At 67.5% G+C, this 12,780-nt stretch carries 12 protein-coding genes; 3 read left to right on the forward strand and 9 right to left on the reverse strand.

Translation table 11 applies throughout. The annotated features are described in order from the left end of the window. Nucleotides 1-2 precede the first annotated feature (2 nt). The 8 genes from otsB to L6Q96_15575 all read right to left on the reverse strand — a co-directional run bounded on the left by otsB (nucleotide 3) and on the right by L6Q96_15575 (nucleotide 8,255). Entirely contained in the window at nucleotides 3-851 is an 849-nt protein-coding gene (gene otsB, locus L6Q96_15540; protein MCK6555969.1) for a trehalose-phosphatase, read from the reverse strand. Beyond that, nucleotides 851-2,080 carry a glycosyltransferase gene (locus tag L6Q96_15545; protein MCK6555970.1) on the reverse strand — a complete coding sequence of 410 codons (1,230 nt, stop codon included), beginning with the start codon at nucleotides 2,078-2,080 and terminating at the stop codon, nucleotides 851-853. Before L6Q96_15545 ends, otsB begins: the two co-directional genes overlap by 1 nt. After that, nucleotides 2,077-2,757, reverse strand: coding sequence for a DUF5752 family protein (locus L6Q96_15550; GenBank protein ID MCK6555971.1), 681 nt, complete (start codon nucleotides 2,755-2,757; stop codon nucleotides 2,077-2,079). Before L6Q96_15550 ends, L6Q96_15545 begins: the two co-directional genes overlap by 4 nt. A gap of 87 nt (nucleotides 2,758-2,844) precedes the next feature. Next, nucleotides 2,845-4,386: a trehalose-6-phosphate synthase gene (locus L6Q96_15555; GenBank protein ID MCK6555972.1), complete on the reverse strand. Its 1,542-nt coding sequence runs from the start codon at nucleotides 4,384-4,386 to the stop codon at nucleotides 2,845-2,847. A 78-nt stretch (nucleotides 4,387-4,464) separates the two neighbouring features. Continuing rightward, a complete protein-coding gene (locus L6Q96_15560; GenBank protein ID MCK6555973.1) occupies nucleotides 4,465-5,544 on the reverse strand; it encodes an ATP-binding cassette domain-containing protein in 1,080 nt (359 codons plus the stop codon). After that, the gene (locus L6Q96_15565; protein MCK6555974.1) at nucleotides 5,544-6,350 is read right to left on the reverse strand and encodes a carbohydrate ABC transporter permease; all 807 of its coding nucleotides are present in this window, start codon (nucleotides 6,348-6,350) and stop codon (nucleotides 5,544-5,546) included. Before L6Q96_15565 ends, L6Q96_15560 begins: the two co-directional genes overlap by 1 nt. Continuing rightward, nucleotides 6,347-7,192 (reverse strand): sugar ABC transporter permease, encoded by an 846-nt coding sequence (locus L6Q96_15570; protein MCK6555975.1) that lies wholly within the window; start codon nucleotides 7,190-7,192, stop codon nucleotides 6,347-6,349. The genes L6Q96_15565 and L6Q96_15570 overlap by 4 nt, the downstream gene beginning before the upstream one ends. After that, entirely contained in the window at nucleotides 7,182-8,255 is a 1,074-nt protein-coding gene (locus L6Q96_15575; GenBank protein ID MCK6555976.1) for an extracellular solute-binding protein, read from the reverse strand. Before L6Q96_15575 ends, L6Q96_15570 begins: the two co-directional genes overlap by 11 nt. A gap of 248 nt (nucleotides 8,256-8,503) precedes the next feature. Between L6Q96_15575 and L6Q96_15580 the strand changes: the two genes are divergently transcribed. After that, nucleotides 8,504-10,306: a cation:proton antiporter gene (locus L6Q96_15580; protein ID MCK6555977.1), complete on the forward strand. Its 1,803-nt coding sequence runs from the start codon at nucleotides 8,504-8,506 to the stop codon at nucleotides 10,304-10,306. Between the two features lie 287 nt (nucleotides 10,307-10,593). Here L6Q96_15580 and L6Q96_15585 read toward each other — a convergent pair whose 3' ends face one another. Next, nucleotides 10,594-11,610 (reverse strand): sodium:calcium antiporter, encoded by a 1,017-nt coding sequence (locus L6Q96_15585; protein ID MCK6555978.1) that lies wholly within the window; start codon nucleotides 11,608-11,610, stop codon nucleotides 10,594-10,596. A 146-nt stretch (nucleotides 11,611-11,756) separates the two neighbouring features. Between L6Q96_15585 and L6Q96_15590 the strand changes: the two genes are divergently transcribed. Both L6Q96_15590 and L6Q96_15595 read left to right on the forward strand, forming a co-directional pair. Then, the gene (locus L6Q96_15590) at nucleotides 11,757-11,972 is read left to right on the forward strand and encodes a hypothetical protein (GenBank protein MCK6555979.1); all 216 of its coding nucleotides are present in this window, start codon (nucleotides 11,757-11,759) and stop codon (nucleotides 11,970-11,972) included. Nucleotides 11,973-11,996: 24 nt separating this feature from the next. Next, complete coding sequence (locus tag L6Q96_15595; protein ID MCK6555980.1) at nucleotides 11,997-12,578, forward strand: hypothetical protein; 582 nt, start codon at nucleotides 11,997-11,999, stop codon at nucleotides 12,576-12,578. Nucleotides 12,579-12,780: the final 202 nt, after the last annotated feature.

Below are 12,780 nucleotides of genomic sequence, written 5' to 3' on the forward strand. Positions count from 1 at the left end.
CTTCAAACCACCACTTCGCGGCGACGGGCCAGCAGCGCGCACAGAAAGGTGAGGACCGCTCCCGGGCCTTCGAGTCGGCAGCGGGCCCAGGTCGGCTTCTCCAAAGGCCCGACGCGAACCGTCACCGCAGCGGCCGGCAAACGGCGAAAAGCGTCCTCGTCGGTCTCGTCGTCGCCGACGTAAACGGCTTCCTCCCCGGGTTCGAGCAGAGTCAGCACGGCCGAGCCTTTGTCGCCGCGTTCCGGCCGGATCTCGACCACCTCGTGACCGTAGACGACGCGCAGGGCCAGCCCCTCGCGCTGCGCGGCTTCCGCTTCCTCCTCCGCCAGCGCGCGCATCGTATCGCCGTCGCGCTCGCTGGCGAGTCGATAGTGGCACGCCAGCGCCAGACCTTTGTCTTCGATCAGCACGCCGCGCAGGCCCCCCACCCGATCGAGCAGCCGCCGGCGTATGTCCGCAATGCCGGTGCGGACGGCGTCCAGATCGAGCGGCACGGTCAGGGGCTCCCCGGGGCACTGCCGCTCGAGGCCGTGCACGCCGAGGTAATATGCGCTGGCGACCTCCAGTCGGGTTCGTATGTCCTCCACCGTGCGCCCGGTTACGATGGCGACCCGCACCCGGGGCAGCAGGGCGAGTTCGGAGAGAACCGTCGCAACCCCGGGTAGCGGTGCCGCCGCATCGGGGGTCGGCGCAATCGGCGCCAGCGTGCCGTCGAAGTCGACGCAACACAGCAGCGGCCCGCCTCCCACGCGCATCGCCAACTCTACCGGGTCGTCGTAGCCGTTCATGTCCGCGTTACCGTAGCCGCGCCGAGGACCGAGACCCGGCGGAGCGCTGCGACGCTCGGGCATCAATCGAGCCGCACGATGCGCTCGCCCTTGTGATCGAGGAACAGAAACAGCAGCAAGTACTCGCGCAGGTGACGGGTCAGCAAGTAGTTCACGCGCACGTGCTCGCGCCCGTTCTCTCCTAACCGGCGCGCGAAGTCAGGCGCATTCAGAAGCTGTTTGATCCAGAAGGCCGTCCCTTCGACCGTGTGCGTGAGTATGCCGCTGTAGCGGTGGGTTATCTGCAGCGGAATGCCGCCGACCGCGCCGGCGATCACCGGCTTCGCTTTCCACAATGCCTCGCTCACGGTAAGCCCGAAGCCTTCCTTCAGCGATTTCTGCAGAATGATGGTCGACGCCCGTTGCAGAGCGTTGATCTCGATGTTGGCCGTCGGCGGGAGTTCCAGCACGTGTATGTCGGTGTCGTGCTCCGCCGCGGTCCGCACGCTCTGCAGCACCTCGGCGCCTTCCGGGTCGTCGGTCGCGCTACCGCCCGCCAGCACCAGGCGGCAGTCGTTATAACGGCGAGCGAGCTTGAAGGCCTGGATCACGCCGACCGGGTCCTTCAGGCGATCGAAGCGCGACACCTGGGTGACGATCGGCTTGTCGCGCGGGACGCCGAGGCGGGCCAGGACGGCGTCGATTTCGCTCTCCGGCAAGTCCCGGTTCTTGTCGCTCAACGGATCGATCGACGGGGCGATCATCACCTGCGCCACGGACAGATCGCGCGAGAACTGCGGCGCCGAAAACACTGCCGCGTCGTACCGTTCGACCATCTCGCGCAGAAACCCCCAGACCGATGCCTGCGGCGTGGAGACGTCGACGTGGCAGCGCCACACCCAGTGCCCGCGCTCCGGCCGCCGCGCCGTAATGAGACCGGCGGGTTGCGGATCGTGGATAAACACCACATCGGCATCGAGATCGATCGCGGTCAGGTTCTGCCGCGTCGTCTCCCGAAAGACCTCCACGTCGTGGGGCCCAAACGATTCCGTCCTGCCGTGCAGCGCATTATGGATGCGCTTGGTAACCGCGAAGAAGTCCTCGCCTCCCTTGATGACTTCCCAGCGAACATCCACGCCCAGCTCGTTCGAGAGCGGCACCATGCGGCTGAGGATCTCCGCCACGCCGCCGCCGACCGCCGTCGAGTTGACCGTCACAATCCGCCGGCCGGCGAGTCGATCGGCGAGGAGGCGCAATTCGTGAATGGTGCCCCTGCCGACAAAGGGCTCGTACGCATCGAGGGTAGTCGTCATTGCCCGCCCTCCTTCGCCAGACTTGCCCGAATCAGGCTGACGACCTGGTGGCGCAGACCGTCCAACGTGTACGTGTACGGATCGAGACGGGCAATCGCGTGCGCCAGCGCGGTCTCCCCACACTCGCGCGCCAGCCACTCCGAGAAGTCGTTGGCGCCGCGTTCGAGACGCAGGCGCGCATCGAAGAAATGGAACATGAGCGCCCCGAAGCCTACCTGCGCGATGCAGGTCGCCAGTTCCGCGGGACTGGAGGCGACGTGTCCGGTCGGAACGACGAAAGACACCGATTCGCGGAAGTGGAACTCCCGCTCCGGCGGGGCCACGCGGTGCTCGGCCGCGCCGGCGACAAACCGTTCGATCGTCGCGACGATCCTCTCGCGCAGGGCGCGGATCGTGCGGAACTGCACCATGTCGATGGCCGCCAGTTCCTCCCCGAGACGCGGCTCCTGGAGGTCGTGGGTCACCCAGAAGGCGAAATCGTTCGGCGGCTCGGGCGATACGTATTGGTGCTGCACCAGGAAGTGATGCGTGTGAAAGTAGATGACCGAGCCGGACACCACGCGCAAGTGCCCGAGAAGCTGGTGCAGATCGGCGGCGCGACGGTCGGTCAGCAACGTCAAATTCAAGCTCGAACAGAAGCGGAAAGGTTCCCGCTTACGACCGTTTTCAGTCGGCATCGTGCACCTCCCCGTTAACGTGCGGCTCGCACGCCACCGGCAGCGCCGGCCGCCGGTCACGCCGCGCACCCAAAGGGCCGCGCCGCGTCATGCCGTCCCGAGGGTTCTCTGGGCGGCAATGCGGCCCATTTCGAGTACCATCTTGCCGGCCCAGCGGTACACGTTGTTGCGTGCCACAATATCGCGCAGCGCCGCCATGCGCGTACGGCGCTCGCTCTCGTCCATACCCAGGGCCTGATGCAGCGCCGCCACGACCTCCTCGACGGCAAAGGGATTGACGCACAAAGCCTGCTCGAATTCGCGCGCCGACCCCGTGAACCGGCTCAGCACCAACACGCCGTCGCCGTCGGCGCGCGAGGCCACGTACTCCTTGGCCACCAGATTCATGCCGTCGTGCAGCGCCGTCACGACACAGACGTCGGCAAGCCGGTAGAGCGCGACAACGTCGGCGGGCTGCTGCGACTCGGGCTTGAACACCACCGGCATCCAATGTCCGGCGGCGTACTTCCAGTTGATCTCTTCCACCAGCGCTTCGATCTCGGCCGCCAGCGACTGGTAAACCGGGATGCGACTGCGGCTCGGGGCGCCGATCTGCACGAAGGTAAGCTTCTCCTGGTACTCGGGATGGGCGGCCAGCAGCCGGTCCAACGCCCGCAATCGCTCGGGGATACCCTTGGTGTAGTCGATGCGGTCGATCCCGAGGATAACTCGCTGTCCCGTCAGACCCAGTTGGTGCCGCCAACGTTCCACTCGCGCCGCGGTATCGGGCGAGGTTGCCTGCTCGGTCAACGCGTCGAGGTCTACACTGATCGGAAACGGACGCACCAGCGTCCGTCTCCCGCCGCGCGTTACCGCCGAGGTCTCCATGTCCACCAACGATTCCGTCGCCGTGGCCACCGTATCGAGGAAGTTATGGCAGTGGTAACGGATGTGGAAGCCGAGCAGGTCGTTGCCGAGCAAGCCGTCGAGGATCTCCGCCCCCCAGGGGCAGACACGAAACGCCTCGCGATTCGGCCACGGCACGTGCCAGAACTGGGCGATCAGCAGGCGCGGGTTGGCACGCCGCAACAACCCGGGCAGCAGCGCGAAGTGGTAGTCCTGAATCAGCACGATCGCTTCTTCGTCGCCGGCTTCCTCCAGCACGGCAGCGGCGAATTGCTCGTTCACGCGAACATACGCCGCCCAGTCGCTCGGGTCGAAGACCGGACGCTGGTAGACCACGTGGCACAGGGGCCACAGCGCCTGATTCGCAAACCCGTAGTAGTAGTCGTCTTCGTCGGCCTTGCTGAGCCAGACCCGCCTCAACGTATAACGCGCCGCCTCGGGCGGCACGGCGACGTGATCGTGAGCGTCCACGGTGTCGCGGTCCGCATTGCCGCTGCCGTGAGCCACCCAGGTGCCGCCGCAGGCGCGCATCACGGGCTCCATCGCCGTCACCAGCCCGCTGACCGGACGCACGCAGACCACCTCATCGCCATCGAGACGATGGATGTACGGCTCGCGATTCGAAACGGCAATGAAGGGGCGGCGGCCGAGGACACGCTCCGCAATCTGCACCAATCGCTCCCGCGTCCAGAAGCGCGGCGCTTCCACGGCTGCGTCCAGGTCGTCGATGTGAGTCAGCGTCATGAGAACACCCTCCGCAACGCGACGACTTCCCAAAGAGCGTATACGCCCCAACTGCCGCCCTCAACCCCTCGGCCCCGATTACGGCGGGGCGTGGCCGTCGACGCGACGGCCGTCCGCGGCCCCGAAGAAGTGTAAAGCCGCCAGCGGTGCGTCGAGAGTCTCCACCAGTGAACGAACGACGCCGGGCAAGCGCGCGACCACCGCCAGGTCGCCGATGCGCGCCCGCACGAGCGTCTCGCTGCCCAGGATCTCGTGCCCCTCGGTCAGCGGCCGGGCCACCAGCGCCGGAGCCGCGCTCGCAGGCACGAACGCCTCGGGCCGGATTCCCACGACCAGCACTCCGTCAATCGCGGCCAGACTCGATCGCAGGCGCTCCGGCAAGGGAATGCGCTGGTCCCCAACGCGCAAGTGGCCGTCGTCGTACGTTCCCGGCAAGAGGTTCATGGGCGGCGACCCCAGGAAACCCGCGACAAAGGTGTTCGCGGGCCGTTCGTAGACCGCCACCGGCCGGTCGACCTGCTGGATTCGCCCGCCGTTCATGACCACGACGCGGTCGCCCAGCGTCATCGCCTCCACCTGATCGTGCGTGACGTACAGCGTGGTCACGGCGACCCGGCGCTGTACCTCCCGAATGTACTGCCGGACACTGAGCCGCAAGCGAGCGTCGAGATTCGACAGCGGCTCGTCGAGCAGGAACAATGCCGGCTCGCGCACGAGCGCCCGGGCCAGCGCCACCCGCTGCCGCTGCCCGCCGGAGAGCTCGGCCGGACGCCGGTCGAGCACCGCGCCGACGTCGAGCAAACCGGCGACCGTTTCGGCGCGCCGGCGCCGCGCGGCACGGTCCATTCCCCGCATACGCAGCGGAAACTCGATGTTATCGCGTACCCTCAGATGCGGATACAGGGCGTAGCTCTGAAATACCATGGCGACATCGCGCGCCGCGGCGGGAAGAGTGTCGATACGGCGCTCTCCGAGACGAATCGTGCCGCCGGTCAGCGACTCCAGTCCGGCCGTCACTCGCAGCAATGTCGACTTGCCGCACCCCGACGGTCCGAGCACGGCTATCAATTCCCCGTCGTCGACCGTCAGGGTGAAATCCTCCAACACCGGCTGCCCGGCGAACGCTTTGCCCACCCCTTCGAATCGCACTGCCGCCATCAGCGTCCGCTCCCCGATAGCACGCCGGAACGCAGCGCCGGTTCGAGCAAGATGACGATGAGGACCGCCGGCACCAGCATGATCGCGGCCACCGCGCTGGCCAGCCCCGGATACCCGAACGCCGTCAGATAGTAGAGCAGCGGCGGCAGGGTTCGGTTGGTCACCTGCAGCAGCAACGCGGTCGCAAGCTCGTCCCACGACACTAGAAACACGAGCATGGCCGCCGCTCCAAGCGCGGGACGCACGAGCGGTAAGCTCACGTACCAGAACACCTCGAGCCCCGTCGCCCCGTCGAGGCGAGCCGCCTCCTCGAGATCGGACGGCACCTGGGCAAACCCGCTCCGGAGGACCAGGAAAGCCACCGGCAGGGCGAGCAGGGTGTGCGCGAGCCACAACCCTATGCCTCCCGGCTCGTTGTACAGACCGATCCGGACGAACAGCGCCGCCAGCGGGACCGCCACGGCGATCGACGGAAAGACACGCGCGAACACCGTCGCCCCATCGAGAATCCGGCCGGCATCCGCGCGGCGCGCCGCGACCCAGGCCGCCGGCAGCGCCAGCAGCAACGTCGACACCACCGTCAGCAAGGCGACCCGCAGGCTCCGCCACGCTCCGTCCGCGAGTTCGACGCTCGCCCCGAGCGCGGCGAAGTTCTCCACGGTCGGCTCCCGCGGCCACCACGTTGGCGGCCAGGCCACACTTTCCTGCTCGGGAGTGAACGCCTGCTTGAGCACCAACAGCGGCGGCACGAGCGCAACCGCGAGCAGCGCGAGTATCGGTACCGCCAGCCCGAGCCTGCGCGTCATGCAGCCACCCGCCGGCGTAACAACGGTACCGCCAACGCGGTACACGCGAGCGCCAGAACGCAGGCCGCGGCGGCCGCGGCGCCGTCGTCGCCGTAGTCTGACCACTGGTGCCAGGCGTATGACGACATCACCGGAACCCCCTCGACACCCGTCAGCACCAACGGCGTGGCAAACACCCGCATGGCGTCCACTCCGCGCAACAACACCGCGGCGCCAAGCGCGGGGCGCAGCAACGGCACGGTGATGAGTGCCGCCCGGCGCCACCACCCGGCCCCGTCGAGCCGGGCCGCCTCGTCGATCTCGTCCGGAATCGCCGCGCGCGCCGCCAACAACATGAGAAACACCACCGGCGTCACGTGCCAGGCATCGACCGCGATCACGGTCAGGTAAGCGGTTACCGTGCCCGGCACGAGCCACTCGACCGGTTCGACACCCGCCGCCAGCAACGCTGCGTTGGCGTAACCGCGGCTCGCGAAGATCGCGCGCATGATGCTCAGCACGACGATCTCGGGCAGCGCAAACGGAACGATCACGGTTGCACGCAGCAGTCGGCGCGCGGGCAACCGGGTCGAAAGGAACAACGCCAGCGCCAGTCCCGCCACGACCTCCACCGCGACGCTCGCCACCGGCACGACCACGTTGCCGGCAACGGCCCGCCAGAAAAGCCCGTCCCGCCAGAGTGTCCGCGCGTTGCCGAGACTCGGAAAGGCGCCCGTGAGCGGATCGGTGAGCGCCACATTCACCGCGTAGACGGTTGGGTACACGAGGAACAGCGCGAAGTAAGCCAGCAGCGGGGCGGCCGGCAGTGCCCACCACCACCCCCGCTCCGCGTTAGGGTGCATCGCCCGCCACCTCACGCGCCGCCGCCGCGAGAGCCGCGGCGGGCTCGGCACCGTGGAACATCACCGCGCGAAAGGCGTGCTGCCAGGCCCGACTCAGCCGGGGATAGTCGGCACGCTCCGGACGCGAGCGCACCGCTTCACGCATCGCGACGAAACCGTCGAGGACTCCGGCCGGATCGGCGATCGGCACGTCCCGCCGCGCCGAAAACCAGCCGAGCTGCCGCGCAAAGCGCGTCTGGGCCGCGCCTCCCACCAGGTAACGCACGAGCCGCAAGGCATCCTGCGGATGCGGCGCCGACCGCGGCACGCCGAGATAGCCGCCGCCAAGGACCGTGGTGCGGTCGCCATCGGCTGCCCGAGGCAGGGGCGCCGACCGTATCGTCGCCGGGGCCAAACCCTGGCCGGCGTACAGACTCATGGCGAAAGGCCAGTTGAGGTGCAACACGATCTCTCCCCGCGCCATCGCCGTGGCGATGGTCGCTTCCTTGAACGTCGCGCTTTGCGGGTCGATGTACGGCTCCAGCGCCGCAAAGAACCGGAACGCCGTCTGCGCACCCGCATCGTCCAACTGCTCGCCGCTGCCGCCGGCGGCCCACACGAACGGCAGGATATCGCAGGTCAGGCCCTCGTACAGGGCGCCCTTGAACCCGATGCGTCCCGGATAAGCGCGCGCCACGGCGAGCAACTCGTCCCAGGTGGCCGGCGGCGCCCCGAGCACCGCGTGATTGTAGATCAGGGCCTGCCATGCCAGCCGGTGCGGCACAAAACGCAGGCCGTCGATCTCGCCGGCTCGTCGCGATGCCGGCGTGAATGCCGCCAGCTCGGGCGCGAGCGCCGCGGTGTCCAACACGCGCACGTCCGCCGCCGCCAGCGCCAGGGAGTATACGTCCAACTCGACAAGGTCGATCGTCCCACGTCCGGCCAGCGATTCCGCCGCCAGGGCGCGCCGGATGTCGGCATACTGCTGCGGTACGACAGCGACCCGCAGCCCGGTTTCGACCTCGAAGTCCGCAATGACGCTCCGGTATACGGGGAGTTCCCCAGGGAGAACGGCCACGGCCACGGTGAGCGCGTCGGGTCGAGCCGAACACCCCGAGAACACGCATACGACCGCGGCAAGACACGCCAGCCCGATGCGGTGCGGCCGGCGCCGGCACCGCTCGGCCCGAACGGGATGTCCTGAACTCGGTGTCGAGGCGGGCCGGACTTGACCGCGGTCGCGGCTTCCGTCATGTGACGGACCCGATCGACGGCCGGCCAGCGGCAACCGACAAATCCGCATGTGCCGGCCCTAGCACCGGACCGACCCCAGTGAAACACTTCGCTTTCTTTCAAGCCGCGCTGGCGATGGCCGTGGGCATGCTAGCCCAGACGGTTGCCACTCGTCTGGCATTGCCGAGCATCGTCGTGCTGTTCGCCGCCGGGATCGCCATCGGCCCCGACGGCCTCGGGTGGTTCGACCCGCGGGCGTTTGCCGGTGCGCAATCCGATCTCGTCACTCTCGCCGTCACCGTCATCCTGTTCGAAGGCAGTCTCGGACTTCGGCTCGACGAACTTCGGCGCCTGCAACGGAGTCTCGGCTTGCTACTGACGCTTGGCGGGCTGGTGTCGTTTGCCATCGGAACCTTGGCGGCCCGCTATTTCCTCGGGCTGCCGTGGGGTATTTCCTCCCTGTACGGCGCACTGATGATCGTCACCGGCCCGACGGTCGTCACGCCGCTGCTGAGCCGATTGCCGCTGCCCCGGTCACTGCGCGAGCTGCTCATCGGCGAGGCGGTGCTCATCGACCCGCTCGGCGCCATCGCCGCCATCGTCGTGCTCGATTACGTCCTCGGCAACGCCCCGGCGTGGGAGGCCTTCTGGCTCCTCGGCACGCGGCTCGGGGTCGGAGCCGCCGTGGGCGCTGCCGCCGGTTTCGTGCTCGCCGTGCTGCTGCGGCGCGGCTGGATTCCCGACAGTCTGCGAAACCCTGCCGTGCTGGCGGTCGTCCTGCTGGCCGCCGGCGGTGCCAGCCGGGTGTCGTCCGAAGCCGGGTTGATGGCTGCCGTTGCGCAGGGCGTCGTGATGGCAAACGCCCGGCTCCCCGACGTGGGCCGCCTGCGGCAGTTCAAGGAGGAACTGACCGTCCTGCTTCTCTCGTTTATATTCGTCGTGCTTGCGGCGGCCTTGCCTCTGCGTGCCGTGCGCGATCTCGGGTGGAACGTGGTATGGGTGGTGGCCACCCTCGCATGGATTGGTCGTCCGTTGGCGGTGTTTCTGTGCACCCGAGGCAGCCGGCTGACCTGGCAAGAGCGCGCCTTTGCGTCGTGGATCTGTCCGCGTGGCATCGTCGCCGCTTCGGTGGCCGCACTGTTCGGCATTCTGCTCACCGAAGCGGGAATCCCCGGCGGCGAGGCGCTCGAAGCCCTCGTCTTCGTGACCGTGGGTCTGACGGTCACCGTCCAGGGGCTGAGCGCCGGCGCCGTCGCCCGTGTCCTCGGCGTCGACCAGCCCGAATTGCGCGACACCCTGATCGTCGGCGCCGATGCCTTCGGGCGTCTGGTGGCGCGGGCGCTGGAAGCGCAGCAGCGCCAGGTGGTGCTCATCGATCGCAATCCGCGGCTATGTGCGGACGCACGCAGGGAGGGGTTGAGGGCGCTGGACGGCGACGCTCTATCGATCGATGATCTCGAAGAGGCCGGTGCACGTCACGCCGACACCGTGGTGGCGCTCACCCGCAACCCCGAGCTCAACCTGCTCGTTGCCCATCGGGTCCGCGACAACTTCCCCGCCGAGCGGGTCCTCGCCGTCGGCGAAGTCGCTGGCGCGTCACAGGTTCGGGCCCCGTTTCCCGGCCAGCGCCCGCCGGTGGACGAGATCAACCGGCAACTGCACTCCGCGCGCACCCAGCTCGTGGCTTACAACGAACCGGATAGCGCCATCGCCGGCAAGTCGCTGGACGCACTGCCGTACGCCCCGGGGGAGTTCGCCGTCATCCTGCAACGCCGCGGCCGTGCCACGGTGGCAATTGCCGCCGACGTCCTGTTACCGGACGATGTTCTCTTCTGTCTGCGCCCGCTCGCTACCGGCAGTCCGCTTGAATCGAGCTTCGCCCACGCGGCCACGCTGGACTGATTTACGAATTCTGCGTTTGCGTGCACGGCGCGAGGAAATCTTCAGGCCATGGAACGGCTGTGCCCCTCCGTTCGTCCCGAGTAGCCGCCGTCTTCTCAGGCGGCGTATCGAGGGACAGGCTCGGCAGGGGCGAACGGGCTGGTTGTTCGCTTTGGGTTGCGGGCGGTAGCCCGCGTTGAGGTGCGCGGGGGGGGGAAGCACGACTGCTCGTCTGCGTCGCTTTCGGTGCGCGGCGGTGCCGGGCTCACGGCCGGCCTGCGCTGGCCGGTGTCCTTGTCCGGTAAGCCCTACGGATGCGCAAGGTAGAGCACGGAGGTGTTCAACAGATAGAGTAACAACAGGGTCAGGCTGGCCCAGCCCACGGCGCGGAACAGTCTGGTTTGCGGCCGGTAGAGCAAACCGACGATGGCCACGCCGGTCATCATCGTCGCCGAGCAGGCCGTAACCGCGTGCATCGGCGAGACCTCTGCCAGTAACGCGCCCGGCAGGTAGCAGAGGTCGTCGACCGCGACGATCACGATATCGAACAAGTTGCTTCCGAGCAGGTTGCCGATGGCCATGTCGAGCGCGCCGATGCGCACCGCAGCTATCGTCACTACGAGCTCGGGCAGGGACGTGACAGCAGCGACAAACAGCGTGCCCACGAAGGTTTCCTCCCAGCCCATCGCCACCGCAAGGCGCCGGCCAACAAACGGTAGGAACGCTCCGGCGATGACCACGACCCCGGCCGCGAGCCCGTAACCCGCCACCGCCGCGCGATAGGTCACACCGGGATAACGCTCCGCTGCCGTCTCGGCCGTAAGCATGATCTGCCGCCGCTCGTACCGGAAGACCGTCCTCATGGCCACGGCGTAGAAGAGCAGAATCAAGGGTGTCGCCGGGCTGACGTGCCCGATGGCCGCGAGGGCGGCCCGGTCGCCAATCAGCACGGTAAAGGCCACCATACCGATGAGAATCACGCCGAAGCCGGCGGACAGCACGTGTCCCTGACTGGCCACGGTGAACACCGATGCCTCGCGGCGCAGGAAATCGAGGCCGGTGATGATGAGCAGGTTGAACACGCAACTTCCCATCGCGTCGCCGACGGCGATGTCCGGTGCACCGACCACGGCCACCGCGCTGACGCCGGCAACCAACTCCGGAAGCGACGTCACCGTCGCCAGCAGGATCAGCCCGATCCATGTCCGACTCAGACCGGCCTTCTCCGCGATCACGTCGCCGTATCGGCACAGGCGCGCTCCCGCGAACCAGATGACGGCCGCGCAGACTGCGAACTGCACCCAGGGAACCCACCGCATCTTCATCAGCCTCCCGGTCCGTCGCCAACGCAACCCGACCCCGCCACATGCTTATCCCGGTTATCGAGACACATAAACGCCGGCAGATGCACGTGGCCTCAAGATTGGTCAATGACTCGCCGCAACCGTGGTTTCTTGCTACGAGGGCAGACATGACGGAGATCGGCGACGCGGCACGGCAGGGGGATGACGTGCAGCGCCGGCGCTACGCCACGATGACGCCGGGCGAGAAGCTTCAGGTGGCGGTGCGCCTGTACTGGTCGGCGCGCCAGATCAAGGAAGCGCATCTTCGCGCGCTACACCCGCATCTCGACGACCGGGAGATCCGCCGCCGGGTCAACGAAGCGTTCCTGTTTGCACGGGATTGAGGACCGGCGATTGGCGGACTGCTAATGGCGGATACCGAGGCCAACCCCTTCCTCCTCTTCATCCGCCGCCTCGAAGCACTGAACGCCCCCTACATGGTCACGGGAAGCGTCGCCAGCACGCTCTATGGTGAACCCCGTCTGACGAACGACGTGGACATCGTGGTCGAAATCGATCGACGGCATTGCGAGGCGATCGCCGACCTCTTCCCGCTGGAAGAGTTCTATTGCCCGCCGCGGGAGGTCCTCATCGTAGAGGCCGGACGGGCGCAGCGTGGCCACTTCAACCTGATACACCACGACACGGGCTTCAAAGCGGACATTTATCCGGTCGGCCGCGATCGTCTCGCTCGCTGGGGCCTCGCCAACCGGCGCATGATCGAAGTCGAGGGCTTGCGCGTCGCCGTCGCTCCACCCGAGTACGTGATCCTGCGCAAGTTGCAGTTCTACGTCGAGGGCGGATCGGAGAAGCATCTGGGCGACGTGCGCGGCATGCTCGCCGGGCCCGACGTTGCAATCGACCGCACGTTCATCGAGGAACACGCAGACCGGCTCGGGGTACGTGACGCCTGGGAGAGAGTTGCAGGTGCGGATTCCCCGGGATCGTAGCTCTCATCCACAGGAGGACGGCGAATGTCAGACGTAAAAGAACAACCAGCGACCATGACGACAGGGACCAACGACAGGGACCATGACGACAGGGACCATGACGACAGGGACCAAAGGGACCAAGCAGACAGGGACCAAGACACCCATCTTGGTAACAGGCAGGAGGGACCAAGTGGGGGGACCAAGACACCCATCTCGGCAT

Source organism: Candidatus Binatia bacterium, assembly GCA_023150935.1.
GTDB lineage: Bacteria > Desulfobacterota > Binatia > HRBIN30 > HRBIN30 > JAKLJW01.

Bases quoted from the DNA above. Each gene is read 5' to 3' on its own strand.
- otsB (MCK6555969.1), bottom strand. From the start codon at position 851: ATGCCCGAGCGTCGCAGCGCTCCGCCGGGTCTCGGTCCTCGGCGCGGC.
- L6Q96_15545 (MCK6555970.1), bottom strand. From the start codon at position 2,080: ATGACGACTACCCTCGATGCGTACGAGCCCTTTGTCGGCAGGGGCACC.
- L6Q96_15550 (MCK6555971.1), bottom strand. From the start codon at position 2,757: ATGCCGACTGAAAACGGTCGTAAGCGGGAACCTTTCCGCTTCTGTTCG.
- L6Q96_15555 (MCK6555972.1), bottom strand. From the start codon at position 4,386: ATGACGCTGACTCACATCGACGACCTGGACGCAGCCGTGGAAGCGCCG.
- L6Q96_15560 (MCK6555973.1), bottom strand. From the start codon at position 5,544: ATGGCGGCAGTGCGATTCGAAGGGGTGGGCAAAGCGTTCGCCGGGCAG.
- L6Q96_15565 (MCK6555974.1), bottom strand. From the start codon at position 6,350: ATGACGCGCAGGCTCGGGCTGGCGGTACCGATACTCGCGCTGCTCGCG.
- L6Q96_15570 (MCK6555975.1), bottom strand. From the start codon at position 7,192: ATGCACCCTAACGCGGAGCGGGGGTGGTGGTGGGCACTGCCGGCCGCC.
- L6Q96_15585 (MCK6555978.1), bottom strand. From the start codon at position 11,610: ATGAAGATGCGGTGGGTTCCCTGGGTGCAGTTCGCAGTCTGCGCGGCC.
- L6Q96_15590 (MCK6555979.1), top strand. From the start codon at position 11,757: ATGACGGAGATCGGCGACGCGGCACGGCAGGGGGATGACGTGCAGCGC.
- L6Q96_15595 (MCK6555980.1), top strand. From the start codon at position 11,997: ATGGCGGATACCGAGGCCAACCCCTTCCTCCTCTTCATCCGCCGCCTC.